The following is a 17,329-nucleotide window of genomic DNA, read 5'->3' as shown; positions in this document are numbered from 1 at the left end:
TTAGCCAAAAACTTGTAATTAATCACTTAGCAGTTGACAGCTTATAACTATATTTGTAGCCAAATTGTACTTTTCCCTTTAAAATAGAACAAAATGGCAACAACTTATGATTTAATAGTGATTGGTTCAGGACCAGGTGGATATGTAGCTGCAATTCGTGCGTCTCAGTTGGGTTTGAAATGTGCCGTAGTAGAACGCGAATCGTTGGGAGGTATCTGCTTGAACTGGGGCTGTATTCCTACTAAAGCTTTATTGAAATCAGCGCAAGTTTTTGAATACATCAAACATGCTTCTGATTACGGTATCACTGTTTCTGAAGCTAGCGCAGATTTCGGTGCTGTTATCAAGCGTTCACGTGGCGTTGCCGATTCCATGAGCAAAGGTGTTCAATTCTTGATGAAGAAGAACAAAATTGACGTAATCATGGGTAACGGTAAAGTAAAACCTGGCAAAAAAGTAGAAGTAACCGCTGCCGATGGTGCTGTTACAGTATATGATGCCAAAAATATCATGATTGCTACTGGCGCACGTGCTAGAGCTTTGCCAAATATCCCTATCGATGGCGTAAAAGTAATCGACTACCGTAAAGCAATGTCTCTTGAATCTCAACCAAAATCATTGGTTGTAATTGGTTCGGGGGCAATCGGTGTTGAGTTTGCTTACGTGTACGCTGCTATGGGTACAAAGGTGACGATTGTAGAATTTATGCCAAATATCGTTCCTGTTGAAGACGAGGACGTATCTAAAGAATTGGCTAAACAATACAAAAAATTAGGTATCGATATTCATACTAACTCATCTGTTGAATCTGTAGATACAGCTGGTGAAGGTTGTAAAGTATCGGTAAAAACTCCTTCTGGTAATATCACAATCGACTGTGACATCGTTCTTTCGGCTGCTGGTGTTATTTCTAACCTTGAAAACGTAGGTTTGGAAGATGTTGGTATCATTACTGACAAAGGCAAAATCTTAGTAAACCAATGGTACGAAACTAACATTCCAGGCTACTATGCTATCGGTGATGTTACGCCAGGCCCTGCATTGGCTCACGTAGCCTCTGCTGAAGGTATTATCTGTGTGGAAAAAATCGCTAACCACCCAGTTCATCCATTAGACTATAGCAATATTCCAGGTTGTACTTACTGCTCTCCAGAAATTGCTTCTGTAGGTCTTACTGAGAAAAAAGCAAAAGAAGCTGGATACGAAATCAAAGTGGGTAAATTCCCATTTGTAGCATCTGGTAAAGCTACTGCTGCTGGTGCTAGAGACGGTTTTGTAAAAGTAATTTTCGATGCAAAATACGGTGAATTCTTAGGTGCACACATGATTGGTTACAACGTAACTGAAATGATTGCTGAAGTAGTTGTGGCTCGTCGCCTTGAAACTACTGCTCATGAAATCATGACGGCTGTTCACCCTCACCCAACCATCTCTGAGGCTATCAAAGGTGCAACTGAAGCAGCTTATGGCTGTGCTGTTGACTTATAATCAGCGTTGATATTTTTCTTAAAGGCCGTGTAGAACCCTCTACACGGCCTTTATTTTTTGTATAACTTAGGGTAAAAGTAAAAGGCAGAAGATATTTTTGAAAGAACTCTATCTGCTCTCTACTATAATCCTCTTGTGAGTCTTCTCAATATTTAATCCTCTATGAAAAAATTTGCTTTCCTCTTCGTCTACCTCATTCCCTTTTTGAGTTTCGCACAACTAAAAACAGACGTTCTTGTGATTGGTGGAGGTGCTAGTGGCGTGATGGCAGGTATTCAAGCTGCTCGATTAGGCGTAAAGGTTACCATCATTGAAGAGGAAGCTTGGCTTGGAGGAATGCCTACCTCGGCAGGCGTCAGTGCCATAGATGGTAATCATCATTTACCCAGTGGACTTTGGGCAGAATTCAAAAATGCACTTATCAAACATTATGGTACAGCCACAGCCTTACAAACAGGCTGGGTTAGCCAAGTGATGTTTGAACCCCAAGTAGGGCAACAGATTCTTTCCGAGATGTGTAGCAAAGAACCAAACCTTGATGTACTATTGGGCACTCGTTATACGCAGATTATTTCTCAGAATAACCGCTGGCTTATTACTTTAGTAGGAAATACGTCGTCAACAATTCAAGCTAAAATCATTATCGATGCTACCGAATTAGGCGATGTAGCTGCCTTATTGGGTGTCAAATATGACATAGGAATGGATGCCCAGAGTACTTATCAGGAAAGAGTAGCCCCTCAACAAGCCAATGATATTATTCAAGACTTAACTTATGTTGCAGTACTAAAAGACTACCATCAGGTTCAAAAGCCTGTAAGCCCTTCTGCTGATTATCGTAGAGAGGATTTTATTTGTGCTTGTGAAAAACTATGCCCTGACAAACAAATGCCTAGGCTTTGGGATTGTGAAAAAATGAAAACGTATGGGAAGCTACAAAATGACCTTTACATGATCAATTGGCCAATTCATGGTAATGATTATTATGTCAATATGGTAGATATGAATGCCGAGCAACGCAAACAAGCTATCATAAAAGCCAAAGAGCATACCCGAAATTTTGTGTACTTCATGCAAACCGAACTGGGCTGGAATACCCTCGGATTAGCTGATGTTTTTGAAACAAAAGATTCTCTTCCTATCATTCCCTATCACCGCGAAAGTCGACGCATCAAGGGACTGGCGCGAATCAATATGAATCATCTTGAAAAACCTTTTGCGCAAGTCGAGCCACTCTATCGCACAGGTATCGCCGTGGGCGATTATCCTATAGATCAGCATCATGGCAAAAACCCCAAAGCACCCGATTTGTACTTTGTTCCAGTACCTTCTTTCAATATTCCTTTAGGGAGTCTTATCCCTGAGCATGTCAGTAATCTTATCGTTGCTGAAAAATCTATCTCCGTTTCCAATCTCGTCAACGGAGCCTCTCGCCTTCAGCCTGTTGTCATGGAAATAGGACAAGCAGCAGGCGTTTTGGCAAGTCTTGCCGTACAAAATAAGGTTTCTCCCGAAAAAGTATCTATTCGAAAAGTACAAAATACCTTAGTCAACCAGAAAGCCTACCTTATGCCTTATATTGATGTATCTCCTGAGCATCCTTATTTTAGAGCTATTCAAAAAATGGGAGCAACAGGTATCTTGAAGGGAGAAGGTAAAAACGACAGATGGTCGAATGAAACATGGTTCTACCCAGACTCCACTGTATTGTTGAAAGATTTCTTAGAAGGTTTAAAACCTTACTATCCAAAGCTCAAGTTACCCACATTTACAGAGTCGGAGTTGAGTTATCCACTGAGTTATCCACAATTGAAAAGCATATTTATCCATATATCCCCAAAACACCAAGTAAATCTTCCACCGACAGGAACTATCCAAAAAGGAGAATTGGCTTATCTTGTGGATAAAGTTTTGAATCCTTTTTATCAAAAAATAGATCATGAAGGCTTTTTGACACAAGAAATTAGCATAAAAAATCCATAGATTTACCTCCTATTTTATGCTAATTTTAGAAGGGTAAATCTATGGATTTTGGAAAAGTATTTTATCGGGATTATCCTATTTTAGCCAATGATTTTAACCAAACTTTTCCCGAAAGATTTCCCTTCTAACATTAAGTCTAATTTTGCTGGAACTTCCTCTAAACCAATCTCATGACTGATTAAATCGAGGTTGTCTAACTTCCAATCGCTGGCTAGATGTTGCCAAATTTCTAAGCGTTTGGACATTGGACATTCGGCTGAATCTATCCCTAACAGAGCATTGCCTCTTAAGATAAATGGAAATACCGAAGTCGGTAAATCAGGAGATGCCACCAAACCACAAGCAGCAACGGCTCCGCCATAATGAAGTGACTTCAAAATAGTGGCTAAGATATTCCCTCCTACGGTATCCACTGCCCCTGCATATATCGACTTTAACATTGGACGACCAGAGGCATCGTTCAAACTTTCGCGACTGACAATCTCCTTTGCGCCTAAACGTTGAAGTAACTCAGCGGCTTCGGGTTTGCCAGTGACAGCCACTACTTCAAAACCTAATTTGGCTAAAATAGCTACCGACAAAATTCCTACCCCACCCGTCGAACCTGTTACAATCACCTTTCCTTTTTCTGGACTAACACCATACTTCAACAAAGCATCGATACATAAACCTGCTGTAAAACCCGCTGTACCTAAAATCATGGCTTCTGAAAGGCTCAATCCTGCTGGCAGAGCAATAACCCATTTGGCAGGCACACGAATGTATTCGGCCAAAGCACCCGAAGTATTCATTCCTAAATCATAACTGGTGACTAATACTTCTTGCCCAACCGAAAAATTAGCATCAGTACTTTCAACCACGACACCCGATGCATCAATCCCTGGCGTATGTGGATAATTGCGAGTTACTCCCTTATTTCCAATCGAAGATAAAGCATCTTTATAGTTCAAGGTAGAATAGTGGACTTTGATTAATACCTCTCCTGCGGGTAAGTCTTCGATATTGCGTTGAGTGATAGTTCTTACATATTGCTTTTCAGCATTTTCGGATACCACAAGGGCTTTAAATTGGCTCATAGTTTTGTTATGTTAATGGGTATTTTACCCGCTTTAAGCTTTATACGTTACTAGTTTAAGACTTAGTCTTGGACTCATTTTTTAACAGTTTTAAACTGTAAGTTCAAACATCAGGATTACACTTTCTTGTTTTGTTCAATATCAGATTATCACATGCAAAATCTATAAATTACTTCTAATCAAATATTTATTTCAAAATTTCTATTCTTAACACAACATCTCAATTGAACTTTAGCTTGCTCTCTAGAGTGCTTTCAGATAAAATTCATTTATTTTGCTTTCTGTCATAAACTTCTATAAAATATCCGTGAATGTCAAGGGATTACATTAGGTACAGATACTTACAAAAAATGCAGTTTTGCTGACTATCAGTGTTTTATTTTTTGAAAAATGGAAAAAAATCTTGTTGAATATAGCTGTCCTTCGGATGTATTTATGAAAGTCTTGAAGGGAAAATGCAAAACCACTTTATTGGTACTTATCAAAAAAGAGGTAAATCGATTTGGGGAAATGAAACGTGCGCTTCCAACTATTAGCGAACGAATGTTGGCCAAACAATTAGATGAACTCGAAGCTGACGGTATTTTGAGTAGAACCGTTTTTGCAGAAGTTCCTCCACGTGTAGAATATGCTTTGACCGAATATGGCGAAACGATTTATCCGATTGTGAAAGAAATTCGAAAGTGGGGACGTATTCATCAAGAAAAAACTTTACAAAATATGTAATTTTTTTTAACCCTACTGACATACCCTTGTCACTGAGCAGTAGTTATTTTGTGATGTCTTCAAGGTAAAGCAAAATGTTGAACCTTAAAGACCGAGTGAATTTATGTAACCCATTGCAAAACTTCTTATACTTTAAACTTCACAATCAAAATGACAACGAAACAAATCCCTGCTCAGAAGTATTTCATTTACAGTACCGAAACAACCTTGCCTCATGTCAACGCTATTGCTATGCGCGAGGTAGAGCCTTTGTATGTGACGGCAACACAATTAGGCTTAGAAGCACAAGGACCTTTAGAGTTTATTTATTGGAACGCTTCTGGCGACCCTACCAAACCTTTTACACTCGAAATCGCATTGCCTGTCAATGATGTAGAGGTTGAGTTACCTGAAAAATATACTTTAACCACACACGAAAGCTTCAAGGCTATGGCGCATGTGCATCATGGCGATTTCAGTAATATCGAGCCTGTGTATGAAGTTTTATTTAAGGAACTATATGGCAGTGGAGCAAAACCCACCAATCAAGTTCGTGAGGTGTATATTAATTGGGTAAATCTTACTTCAGCCGAAAACGTTACGGAGATTTTATTAGGAATAGAATAAAGGATTCATCTCATTTCGTCAAAACTCAAACCTTATTTGCTATGATTAAGTTTGCTTATACCATTTTGTATGTTTCAGATGTTGAAAAGTCTGTGGCATTTTACGAAAAGGCTTTTCAATTCACGACGAAGTTTATCAGCCCTGACGGTACATACGCTGAGTTAATTACAGGTGAAACAACTTTATCTTTTGCTCATAAATCATTAGCAGAAAGCAATTTACCAGAAGGTTTTCAGGAAAGTAGTCTATCAACAAAGCCCTTCGCTATCGAAATAGGCTTTACTACCGATGATGTTGAAGCTTTGGTAAAACAATCTATAGAAGCTGGCGCAACCTTAGTAGCTAAACCCAAACAAAAGCCTTGGGGGCAAACAGTAGCTTATGTGCGTGATATTGATGGCTTTTTGATAGAGCTTTGTACGCCGATGGGATAAGGATATTGAGTGGTGATATTTTAAAAATCATACTCCAATTTCTATACAAAAAAAGGTTGTCAAAGCTTTATAGCCTCGACAACCTTTTTTCATTCTTTTATATCAAACCTACAACACAAAACCAACTCCAACAGTTGAATGTGAAAATTCGTCAATCAAAATAAAGGCTCCATTAGATGGGTTATCTTCATATTTATCTGCAAAAATTGGTTTGGCCGTTTTGATTGTTACCTCTGCAATTTCATTTAATTTCAATTCTGAGAAATCAGCAATAACATCGTGGTTTACGACATCGTACTTTTTGTTCAAGCTTACAACTTTAGCTTTTGAATCGTTGATGCCATGTTGTAAAATATAGTTACGACCCGAAGTCAAAGCTTGAGAGTCTAACCAACATACTTTTGCATTGATTTCTTTCAACTGCGCTGGTTGGTCATCTGATTTTACCAACATATTACCGCGCGATACATCTACATCTGTTTCGAGGGTAATTACTACTGATTCTTTTGGACCTGCTGTTTCGAGCTTTTGACCAAATTTCTCAATCGTAGCAATTTTTGTACTTTGTCCAGTTGGCAATACCGTTACAGTATCTCCTACCGCAAATTCACCACTCGCAATTTTACCAGCGTATCCTCTGTAATCGTGGAATTCTTCAGTTTTTGGACGAACCACAAATTGCACAGGGAAACGAGCTGAGTGCGAAGCACCAACTGCTGTTTCTGGATGGAATTGCTCTAATTCTTCTAATAATGGCAAGCCTTTGTACCAAGGCATTTCGTCTGATTTAGTAGAAAGGTTTTGTCCGTACAAAGAAGACATAGGAATGAAAGTAATCTCTTGTCCTTCGAAAGATACTTTTGAAGCTAACTCCTCAACACTAGCTTTGATTTCGTTGAAACGCTCTTCGCTATAACCTACCAAGTCCATTTTGTTGACACAAACAACAACTTTTGGAATTCGCAAAGTAGAAGCGATAAAGAAGTGGCGGTAAGTTTGTTCCAACACGCCATTACGAGCATCAATCAAAATCATTGATACTTTGGTGTTCGAAGCACCAGTTACCATGTTACGCGTATATTCGAAGTGCCCAGGGGTATCGGCAATGATATACTTGCGTTTTGGTGTCGAGAAATAGATATGTGCCACGTCGATTGTGATACCTTGTTCACGCTCAGCGATTAGGCCATCTGTCAACAATGACAAGTCAAGAAAATCAAGACCTTTTCTTTTCGAAGCCGCTTCAAGTGCTTCGATTTTGTCTTTTGTAATAGATTTTGTTTCGTATAATAAACGTCCAATTAATGTACTTTTTCCGTCATCAACCGAACCTGCTGTTGCTATTCTTAAAATGTCCATCTACTGAGTGTGGAGTTTTGAGTGCGGAGTGAGGAATTAAAATTTTCATCAACATTGATGTTTTTCTCACTCTCAACTTTAATTTTTATTATTTTCTTTTGCCGTTTTACCAGATGCAATAAAAATGGCTACCAGCTCATTTGCTTCATTTATCAAACTTTGCAGTAATACCTCTTTTATCATTCCTGACTCAACTAATAATTCCATCCAGAACAATGCTTCATCTGCTTCTTCTATCACAATGCCAATTTTTGAGATAAAATCGGTTTGAGATCTTGCTCTGCAAGAAGCCCGATAATTAGCTCCTACAGAAGTACCACAACGAAGTAATTGTTTTCCAATAACTTGGCAGGATAAATTATTTGGTAGTTTATCAACAAGATTGATTATTCGGAGTGCAAATGCTTTAGTACGAACTTTAAGATTTTCGTGTTTCATTTTGTAGAAAATAAAGAAATAGGTGATTTTTATTTCTTAGTAATTTACAAAAAGTTAACTCAACATTCATCACTCACAACTCATCACTTAAAAATATCCTTGTTGCTTGCGTTTTTCCATGGCTGCTTCAGAGCGTTTGTCGTCGATGCGGGCACCACGTTCTGAGATTTCTGCTGCGAGGATTTCGCCAATAATATCGTCTAGCTCTACTGCTTCTGAAGATACAGCTGCTGTACAAGTCATGTCGCCTACTGTACGGAAACGTACTGTAGCTTCGAATGGAATTTCGTCAGCATCTTTGTTTAGGTATTCAGAATCAGCCCAAAGCATTCCATCTCTTTCAATTACCTGACGTTTGTGCGAGTAATAGATTGAAGGAATCGCCATTTTTTCTTCCTTAATATAATTCCAAACATCTAATTCTGTCCAGTTTGAAATAGGGAATACACGCACGTTTTCACCAATCGAAATACGTCCGTTTAGCATATCGAACAATTCTGGACGTTGACGCTTAGCATCCCACTGACCGAAGTCGTCACGTACTGAGAAAATACGTTCTTTGGCACGAGCTTTTTCTTCGTCACGGCGTGCACCACCGATACAAGCGTCAAACTTAAATTCTTCGATTGTATCAAGTAGGGTTACTGTTTGCAAAGCATTTCTGGAAGCATACTTACCTGTTTCCTCTTTTACTTTACCTTGGTTGATAGAGTCTTGCACATAGCGAACGATAAGGTCGGCGCCTACTTCGTTTGCTAGCCAGTCTCTAAACTCAACGGTTTCAGGGAAGTTATGGCCAGTATCGATATGTACTAATGGGAAAGGGATTTTCCCTGGATAAAACGCCTTTTGTGCCAAACGCACAAGGGTAATAGAATCTTTACCCCCTGAAAACAACAAAGCAGGACGCTCGAACTGCGCCGCTACCTCACGAATAATATAAATGGCTTCATCTTCCAACTCACGAGGAAATACACCCCATTTTGGTTGTGCTTCGGAAGCTACTTCAACATCTTTTTCTATCGATACATTACTCATATTCTATTATTATTTAATCAATATTCTTCTATATATTGAGTGATTTGAGAATGAGCGATTTTGACTCATTCATGGTCAAAATTTCGGCTGTTGTCGGCTATGGGCATTCGGCAAAAGAATTTCTCTATTCAATGAAATTTTTTGGCATAATACCTAAAACTTATGGCCGATAGCGCATTAATTCAATTTTATTTTGCTGCATGCAATCCGCACTCTTTTTGAGATGCTTCCCACCACCAGCGACCTGCACGAGGATGCTCTCCTTCGGTAATAGCACGGGTACAAGGTGCACAACCAATCGAAATAAATCCTTTGCGATGCAATGGACTGTCAGGAACACGGTTAGCTTTGATATAGGCCAATACCTCTTCGTAAGTCCAGTGGATTAATGGATTGAATTTAATGATTTGATTCGCTTCGTCCCATTCTACAATTGGCATATCCGAACGGTTATCTGACTGTTCAGCTCGCAAACCTGTAATCCACACCTCTGCACCAGTTAGTGCACGTTTTAATGGTTCGATTTTACGAATAAAACAACATTCTTTGCGATTCTCAACAGAGAAATAAAAACTATTAAAGCCCTTTTCCTTTGCCAATGCTTCGACTTTGGCTGTATTTGGGAAATACGTTTCGAATGATTGATTGTACTTAGCTCTAGTAGCATCCATCAAATCGTACGTTTCCTGAAACAAACGACCAGTATCAAGCGTAAAGACACGAATGTTGAGAGCAGCATTGGTAGGATTGTTCTTGTAGATTGCGTCGGTAATTACCTGATCTTCCTGCCCAAATGAAGTAGAAAACACTACATTTTGATAATTTTCGGCTACATACTGAAGCGCTTCGCCGAGAGAGAGTGATTCTAATGTTTGTTTTAACGCGAATAAATCTGCCATTTTCACATAAAGCAAGTATCGTACCTTGCTGATTTAGCGAGGCTTAGCCCCATTTCAATTCTACCACAAATATATATAAAGTCTAGTGATAAAGTAGTCTTGTTAGGTGAAATATTTTTTATTTACATGAAATTTTCTCAATCTAAAACTGTTATCTTTAAAAGCAATAGTGACAACTACGTGTGTCGAGCATAAATATAAAAAGCTATGAATCAGAGACTTGTTTCGTATTTTGAAAAAACAAACAGTCGCAGCCGCATGTCGGACATGGACTTGAAGGATTTGAAAAATCTTGTGCGGAAAGGAGAAGGCAGTCAACTAGAATTCAAGCTAAAAGCCAAGCATCCTGAAAAAATTATTCGTGAAATAGTAGCCTTTGCCAATACCGATGGAGGAACCTTATTGTTGGGTGTCGGCGACGACAAAAGTATTCCAGGCTTAAAATTCGCTGACGATGAGGAGTTTATTCTGGTACAAGCCATTGAAAAATTTTGCGACCCTCCTATTAATTTTCAACTCGAACGAATGGCTATTACCAACGAGCGTGATATATTGATTTTTACGATACCTCAAAGTAATGAAAAACCGCATTTTGTAAAACTTTCGGCTACTGAGCCTCCAAAGGCTTATGTAAGAGTACAAGATCGCTCGGTACAAGCCAGCAAAGAGGTTAAGCAAATTTTACGTCGTGAAAATGAAGAAGGTATTCGATTTGTATTTGGTGAAAAGGAAAAAGTGTTGATGGAATATCTAGCTCAACATCAAAATATTACTTTAGAAAAATTTGCTGAGATAGCCAAAATTCCTCTATGGCTCGCCTCAAGAACGTTGGTGTTGTTGGTATTAGGTCATGTGTTAAGAGTACAACCCAACGAGTTAGTAGATACGTATGTGATTTATTAGATTAATACGCAAAATTAAATTTAAGTTTTGTATTGAAGGCAAGAGGCGACAGGCACAAGGCAAAGAGTGTTAAAATGTTTTTTAGTAACGATAGATATATTTTCCCGAATGCCCAGAGCTGAAAGCCGTAAGCTCAAAAATTAAATTTTATTTTGTCCACTAACTTAAGTAATCGTGCAGAATAAGATTTAAGTTATGTGTTTAGGGACAAGGCAACAGGCACAAGGCAACAGGCACAAGGCACAGAGTGTTAAAATGTTTTTATTAACCACAGCCATGCTTTTTTACAAAGCCCACCGCCGAAAGCTGATACCTGAATGCCTTGGGTACAAAAATTAAATTCTATTTTGCCCACCAACTTAAATAGAGTGTGCTTAAAGCGTTTGAATAATACTTACTTCCCTTTACATTTCTCGAACCTCCAATATGAAAAATTCTTACTCCAATTTGTTATTTGGGGCTTTTTTGGGTGTCTTTTTACTTACCCTAGGTTGCTCCAAAAAATCTATTGATAGCACTGACGCTACTACAGTATCCTCTTTTGACTTAATTCAGCAAAAATACTCACCCCCTCATGTGCTACCTCTGGTTGTCATGCCTCTACTAGCGATAATACTTATGCCCAGCATGGCTTAGTATTGGAAAAATCGGTAGCTTATCAAAATCTTATTGGTGTAAATCCCAAAAATGATTTAGCCAAAACAGATAATCTCCAAAGAGTTAAACCTTTTAAATCTTTAGAAAGTCTTCTGTTTCATAAGCTCGAATGGGATGCCAGTCATCATAGCAATAAACAATACGGACTTCCGATGCCACTTGGAAGCAATCCTTTATATGTTGGACAAATCGAATTTATCAGAAGATGGATAGAAGCTGGTGCGCCACGCACAGGCGATGTGGTAGACAAAACTTTGTTGGATGACAAAACACCTAGTTACGCAGCGAATAGTGCTCCTTTCGAAGCACTCAAAAGTCCACAAGAAGAAGGAGTTACTGGTATTCAACTACACGTGGATGCTTTTAATGTAGCGGCTAATTTTGAGAGGGAAATTTTTGTTCGAAAAAGTTTGGGCAACTCTAGCGATGTGTATGTGAATCGCATCAAGCTCAAATCTCGTCCTAATAGTCACCACTTAGTGCTATATGATTTTAGAAATAAAGATAACGCTTTGCTGATGCCTACCATTGATATCGTTCGTGATTTGCGTAATGCTGATAATTCTCTGAATGCTCTCACAGTTTTACAAATGTCAAATCATATCTTTTTGGGCGGTGGCACCGACCCTAATCAAGATTATACTTTTCCAGAAGGTATGGCATTGAAACTTCCAGCTGGTACCGCAATAGATGTCAATCCACATTATTTCAATAAAACAAATCAACCGTTTTTAGGCGAAAATTATGTCAATCTTTACACTGTTCCTGCTGCCAAAGTTCAAAAAATAGTGCAAATGATTGATTTTAATAATACAAGCTTTAGTCTGCCAGCCAATCAGCGCACCACTATTACTAAAGATTTTAAATTTGATAGCAATGTCACCATTGTTTCACTTACTTCACATAATCATAAGTATGGTGAAAAGTTTGTTATCAAAATCAAAGGAGGCACACGAGATGGCGAGACCGTTTATGAAAGCACCGACTGGGAACATCCTAAAGTGATTAATTTTAGCACTCCTATACAACTAAAAAAAGGCGAAGGATTAACTTCTGTGGTAACCTATAACAATACTACTAACAAAAACTTAGGCTTTGGTTTAACCTCTGAGGATGAAATGAATATCATCTTTGGATATTACTATGTTAACCCATAAAGCCAAATTCCAAATCATCAGCGACTTAATCCGTTCATAGATAAAATATATCTTTCATTAATTGGGGAACTTTTTCTTGATGAATAAATCAGAAGAGATATTATATTTGCTCACTTTTAGCACTTTGAAATATTATCAGACAAATATCTATTACAAAACCCCTAACTTTTTGTGTTTTTTATAGATTAGAGAAACATGCTTACCAACAATAAGTCATAATTTACAGATACTCAGACAAGTAATTCTAATCATTATTATAAAACACAAGCGATTCCATCTATGGAACACAAACATACCGACAAAGCCACAGCAGCGGGTCTGCTAGTGGCAATGGGAATTATCTACGGTGATATTGGTACATCCCCACTCTACGTAATGCAGTCTATCATAGGCTCCGCTCCTATCAATGAAACAACCGTTTTGGGCGGTTTATCTTGTATTTTTTGGACATTGACCTTACAGACAACACTCAAATATGTTATCCTGATTTTGCGAGCAGATAACCGAGGTGAGGGTGGTATTTTTGCTCTATTTGCTTTAGTTCGTCGTCATGCCAAATGGCTTACTGTTCCTGCAATTATTGGTGGCGCAACCCTCCTGGCCGATGGTATTATCACACCTCCCGTGTCTGTCGCCTCCGCAGTAGAAGGACTTCGAATGATAAAACCTGATATTGAAACCGTACCGATTGTACTCGCAATTATCACTGTTTTGTTCATGTTTCAAGTACTAGGTACCAAAATGGTAGGTCGTGCATTTGGCCCTATTATGTTGATTTGGTTTAGTATGCTTGGTTTCCTAGGCATTGTATGGATCGCCAAAGACTGGAGTATTCTAAGAGCGTTTTCACCGCATTATGCGATTCAATTATTGACCAATCCTTATAATGGAGAAAGTGGTTTCTGGACATTAGGTGCGGTATTCCTTTGTACTACTGGTGCTGAAGCCTTGTATTCAGACTTAGGTCACTGTGGTAGAGGTAACATTCGTGTGAGTTGGGTATTTGTAAAAATCTGTTTGATTCTTCAATATTTTGGTCAAGGAGCATGGTTGATTCATCAAAATGGTAGTCTTTTGAACGGACGTAAACCTATTTTTGAATTGATGCCAGAATGGTTCTTACTTTGGGGTATTGTGATTGCTACGGCTGCTGCCATTATTGCCAGCCAAGCCTTAATTTCGGGTTCATTTACCTTGGTATCGGAAGCAATTCGTTTGAACTTCTGGCCAAAAGTTCGTTTGAACTACCCTTCTGACCAGAAAGGACAACTATATGTACCAAGTGTAAACATCTTCCTTTGGTTGGGTTGTATGGGCGTAGTATTATGGTTCAAAGAATCTGCTAATATGGAAGCCGCTTATGGTTTGGCTATTACCCTTACCATGTTGATGACTACCGCTTTGATGGCCTATTATTTACATGTCAAAAAATTCGATATGTGGTGGATCGTAGCATTCATCGTAGTATATGTATCTATTGAAGGCTCTTTCCTTGTTGCCAACCTACGTAAGTTTGTCCATGGTGGTTATGTTTCATTGATTATTGCAACGGCAATTATTGCCCTAATGATTATTTGGTATCGTGCATTTATCATTAAAATGCGTTTGACCGAATATGTCAAATTGGTAGATTATATCGAGCCGTTGAAAGACTTGAGTCAAGATATGAGTATTCCAAAATATGCTACTCACTTGGTATTTATGTCGAATGCGGCTCGCACGAGCGAAATCGAATCGAAAATCATTTATTCGATTTTCCAAAAACGTCCAAAACGTGCTGATATTTATTGGTTTGTTCACGTAGATACCCTCGATGATCCTTATACAATGGAATACAAAGTGGACATCATTGAGCCAGACGATGTGATTAAGGTAACTTTCCGTCTTGGTTTTAGAGTAGAACAAAAAATCAATTTATACTTCAGAAAAGTAGTTGAAGAATTGGTAAAAAATGGAGAAGTGGATATTACTTCACGTTATGAGTCACTCAATCGTCAGAATGTAATTGGAGATTTCCGTTTTGTGGTTCTTGAAAAATTCTTGTCTTACGACAACCAACTATCTATGTTTGAGTCTTTAATCATGAAAGCGTATTTCTTTATCAAAGACTTTACGCCATCTGAAGACAAATGGTTTGGTTTGGACACCAGCGCTGTAAAAGTAGAAAAAGTACCATTAGTTATTCGCCCTGCCGAAAACATTCGTTTGAAGCGTATTGACTAATTTTTCAATCATATTCAAATCGTGTTCTATCAAGCTTCTGCGTAGAACACGATTTTACTTTTAATAAACAATCATATATGAAAATTTTGATTACAGGAGGAGCTGGTTTCGTTGGCTCCTCTCTGGCGATTGCTCTAAAAACAAACTATCCCTCATACGAAGTTATTTGCCTTGACAACCTCCGTCGCAAAGGTTCAGAATTAAACCTTCCTCGTTTGGCACAAGCTGGTGTTACATTTGTACACGGCGACATTCGTAATAAAGAAGATTTTGACGCGCTTCCTATCGTAGACGCCCTTATCGAAGCTTCGGCAGAGCCTTCTGTTTTGGCAGGATTGGACGGTACGCCTGATTACCTCATCAATACCAACTTGGTAGGTACAATCAACTGTTTGAACTTTGCGAAAAAAAGTAATGCTAACTTTATCTTCTTGTCAACTAGTAGAATTTATCCAATCAAAACGATTGAAAAATTAAACTTCGTTGAATCAGATACACGTTTTGCCTTAGCTGATGAACAACCAGTAAGAGGTGTATCGTCAAAAGGTATTGCTGAAGATTTCCCATTAGATGGCGCTCGCTCTTTGTATGGCGCTACGAAGTTGGCTTCTGAATTAATGATTCATGAATACAATGAGTTTTATGGTTTAAAAACTGTTATCAACCGTTGTGGTGTATTAACAGGACCATGGCAAATGGGTAAAGTTGACCAAGGTGTAATGGTGCTTTGGGTAGCAAAACACTATTTCGAACAACAGTTAGCCTATATCGGTTATGGCGGTTCAGGAAAGCAAACCCGTGATATGCTTCACGTACTTGATCTATATCGTTTGATTGATTTCCAATTGCATAATATGGATAAAGTAAATGGCGAAATTTTAAACGTTGGTGGTGGTGTAGAAGTAAGTGCTTCTCTACAAGAACTTACACAGATTTGTCAGGAAGTAACGGGTAAAACAATTCCTATCAACAAAGTAACTGAAAACAGAGCTGCTGATATTCGTTTGTATGTAACTGACAACTCTAAGGTAACTGCCTTGACAGGATGGACGCCAAGCATTTCAATGAAACAAATTGTTTCAGAAATTACAGCATGGTTGACTGAATACGAAAGCCAGTTGGCTTATGTATTGAAATAGCTTTCGGCTTGGGGCTTTCGGCAATCGGATGCACAGCTTTGCCTCTGAAGATGTATCGTTCTAAAATATAGTATCAAAACATGAGTCATTCCTAATTTTTAGGATTGGGATTATTCTCCAAGTTTTTATTAAAAAGCGGTCGAAAAAGCATTTTTTCGACCGCTTTTTTGATGCTACTATGCTAGATATAACTTGGCTTAAGACGTACTCTTTGCGTCTCTACTACTTTTTAACATAATCACTCCATTCGACATGATTTATGTTTGATTTTCCGTTTGATAATTATTTGATTATCAAAGTTGTAAAAGACCATTTTTTTCTTATTTTTATATAAATTTCTCCTAATTGCTCCGCCCATATCGATCTTATACATTCAGTAATCACATCCTTATCTTGCCGTTTTTAACTTATGCCACTTTGTGATTTTACTCACTTATTTGAGACCTTGATATACTATGAAAAAAACTCTACTTACAACTATTCTTTTTTTGTGTATTTTACATTTTGGCAGTCTGGGGCAAATTCAAATTAGCTCAGGATTTAGCTATATTGGCGAAGGCGGATGGGGCAACAAAGCTCAATATGCAGGTTCGGGTATAGATATTAGTGCCAAAAAGTATTTGACCGAAAACCTCAGAATCGGTATGAACTGGGGCGTATATGATATGCGAACCAATTTGATGGTTCAAACACAAAGTGATGCCTTACCCATTGTGTATGGTCGAATTCTCAAACGTATCGTACCTCTAAATGTCTCTGCTGATTATTTTTTATGGAAAAAGCATCTCATCAAGCCCTTTGTAGGATTAAGTACGGGTACCTACATGAGCCAATACGATACACAAATTGAGAAAGACTATGAGTATCTAACACCTCGTAAAACTTTTGAAAATAGTATCAACTGGGGTTTTTCGCCAAGCGTAGGATTTCAATTACAAGAATCAGCCGACCGTTTGGGACTTTATCTGAAATTTAGTTATACAGGTATTCAATACAGTTCTTCGCAAGGAGGATATACATCTTTTTATGGCGTATATGCAGGCTTTAGTTTTAAGTTTGGGAAAAAAGTTTACTGGCGCCCTCCTGTGCTGACAGTTCCCAAACCCGCTCCTTATTTCGAATCCAAAGACCAACGATAACAAAAAAGCCGAGACTCTCGTCTCGGCTTTTTAATTCATCATCGAAGATAAGCCAAAAGATGAA

The 17,329-nt window shown here is 38.4% G+C and carries 15 protein-coding genes; 10 read left to right on the top strand and 5 right to left on the bottom strand.

The features are described from left to right. Positions 1 to 93: 93 nt before the first annotated feature. The gene (gene lpdA / locus BWI92_RS20625) at positions 94 to 1,488 is read left to right on the top strand and encodes a dihydrolipoyl dehydrogenase (protein ID WP_095166354.1); all 1,395 of its coding nucleotides are present in this window, start codon (positions 94 to 96) and stop codon (positions 1,486 to 1,488) included. A gap of 162 nt (positions 1,489 to 1,650) precedes the next feature. Continuing rightward, the gene (locus tag BWI92_RS20620; protein WP_095166352.1) at positions 1,651 to 3,471 is read left to right on the top strand and encodes an FAD-dependent oxidoreductase; all 1,821 of its coding nucleotides are present in this window, start codon (positions 1,651 to 1,653) and stop codon (positions 3,469 to 3,471) included. Positions 3,472 to 3,551: 80 nt separating this feature from the next. Here the strand turns inward: BWI92_RS20620 and BWI92_RS20615 are convergent, their stop codons facing one another. Continuing rightward, a complete protein-coding gene (locus BWI92_RS20615; protein ID WP_095166351.1) occupies positions 3,552 to 4,547 on the bottom strand; it encodes a YhdH/YhfP family quinone oxidoreductase in 996 nt (331 codons plus the stop codon). Positions 4,548 to 4,937: 390 nt separating this feature from the next. Here BWI92_RS20615 and BWI92_RS20610 point away from each other — a divergent pair, with 390 nt between their 5' ends. The 3 genes from BWI92_RS20610 to BWI92_RS20600 all read left to right on the top strand — a co-directional run bounded on the left by BWI92_RS20610 (position 4,938) and on the right by BWI92_RS20600 (position 6,313). Next, complete coding sequence (locus BWI92_RS20610) at positions 4,938 to 5,273, top strand: helix-turn-helix domain-containing protein (RefSeq protein ID WP_095166350.1); 336 nt, start codon at positions 4,938 to 4,940, stop codon at positions 5,271 to 5,273. Between the two features lie 150 nt (positions 5,274 to 5,423). Continuing rightward, positions 5,424 to 5,879 (top strand): hypothetical protein, encoded by a 456-nt coding sequence (locus tag BWI92_RS20605; protein WP_095166349.1) that lies wholly within the window; start codon positions 5,424 to 5,426, stop codon positions 5,877 to 5,879. Between the two features lie 41 nt (positions 5,880 to 5,920). After that, entirely contained in the window at positions 5,921 to 6,313 is a 393-nt protein-coding gene (locus BWI92_RS20600; RefSeq protein WP_095166348.1) for a VOC family protein, read from the top strand. Between the two features lie 108 nt (positions 6,314 to 6,421). Here BWI92_RS20600 and BWI92_RS20595 read toward each other — a convergent pair whose 3' ends face one another. The 4 genes from BWI92_RS20595 to BWI92_RS20580 all read right to left on the bottom strand — a co-directional run bounded on the left by BWI92_RS20595 (position 6,422) and on the right by BWI92_RS20580 (position 10,047). Further along, positions 6,422 to 7,672: a sulfate adenylyltransferase subunit 1 gene (locus BWI92_RS20595; RefSeq protein ID WP_095166347.1), complete on the bottom strand. Its 1,251-nt coding sequence runs from the start codon at positions 7,670 to 7,672 to the stop codon at positions 6,422 to 6,424. 78 nt (positions 7,673 to 7,750) lie between these two features. Further along, complete coding sequence (locus BWI92_RS20590; protein WP_095166346.1) at positions 7,751 to 8,110, bottom strand: four helix bundle protein; 360 nt, start codon at positions 8,108 to 8,110, stop codon at positions 7,751 to 7,753. A gap of 87 nt (positions 8,111 to 8,197) precedes the next feature. Beyond that, positions 8,198 to 9,148 (bottom strand): sulfate adenylyltransferase subunit CysD, encoded by a 951-nt coding sequence (gene cysD, locus BWI92_RS20585; protein WP_095166345.1) that lies wholly within the window; start codon positions 9,146 to 9,148, stop codon positions 8,198 to 8,200. Positions 9,149 to 9,336: 188 nt separating this feature from the next. After that, complete coding sequence (locus BWI92_RS20580) at positions 9,337 to 10,047, bottom strand: phosphoadenylyl-sulfate reductase (protein ID WP_095166344.1); 711 nt, start codon at positions 10,045 to 10,047, stop codon at positions 9,337 to 9,339. A gap of 207 nt (positions 10,048 to 10,254) precedes the next feature. Here BWI92_RS20580 and BWI92_RS20575 point away from each other — a divergent pair, with 207 nt between their 5' ends. The 5 genes from BWI92_RS20575 to BWI92_RS20555 all read left to right on the top strand — a co-directional run bounded on the left by BWI92_RS20575 (position 10,255) and on the right by BWI92_RS20555 (position 17,265). Next, positions 10,255 to 10,950, top strand: a complete 696-nt coding sequence (locus BWI92_RS20575; protein ID WP_229241900.1) for a helix-turn-helix domain-containing protein — start codon at positions 10,255 to 10,257, stop codon at positions 10,948 to 10,950. Between the two features lie 638 nt (positions 10,951 to 11,588). Beyond that, the gene (locus tag BWI92_RS20570) at positions 11,589 to 12,764 is read left to right on the top strand and encodes a hypothetical protein (protein ID WP_229363414.1); all 1,176 of its coding nucleotides are present in this window, start codon (positions 11,589 to 11,591) and stop codon (positions 12,762 to 12,764) included. A 279-nt stretch (positions 12,765 to 13,043) separates the two neighbouring features. Continuing rightward, positions 13,044 to 14,987, top strand: coding sequence for a KUP/HAK/KT family potassium transporter (locus BWI92_RS20565; protein ID WP_095166342.1), 1,944 nt, complete (start codon positions 13,044 to 13,046; stop codon positions 14,985 to 14,987). A 77-nt stretch (positions 14,988 to 15,064) separates the two neighbouring features. Beyond that, positions 15,065 to 16,126 (top strand): NAD-dependent epimerase/dehydratase family protein, encoded by a 1,062-nt coding sequence (locus tag BWI92_RS20560; RefSeq protein WP_095166341.1) that lies wholly within the window; start codon positions 15,065 to 15,067, stop codon positions 16,124 to 16,126. A gap of 455 nt (positions 16,127 to 16,581) precedes the next feature. Beyond that, positions 16,582 to 17,265 (top strand): hypothetical protein, encoded by a 684-nt coding sequence (locus BWI92_RS20555; RefSeq protein WP_095166339.1) that lies wholly within the window; start codon positions 16,582 to 16,584, stop codon positions 17,263 to 17,265. Positions 17,266 to 17,329 lie beyond the last annotated feature (64 nt).

It is taken from the genome of Flectobacillus sp. BAB-3569 (genome assembly GCF_002270355.1).
In the GTDB taxonomy this organism is placed as follows: Bacteria; Bacteroidota; Bacteroidia; order Cytophagales; family Spirosomataceae; genus Flectobacillus; species Flectobacillus roseus.
The sequence above is the reverse complement of the archived record's forward strand: the minus strand, read 5'-3'. Positions and strand labels throughout refer to the sequence as shown.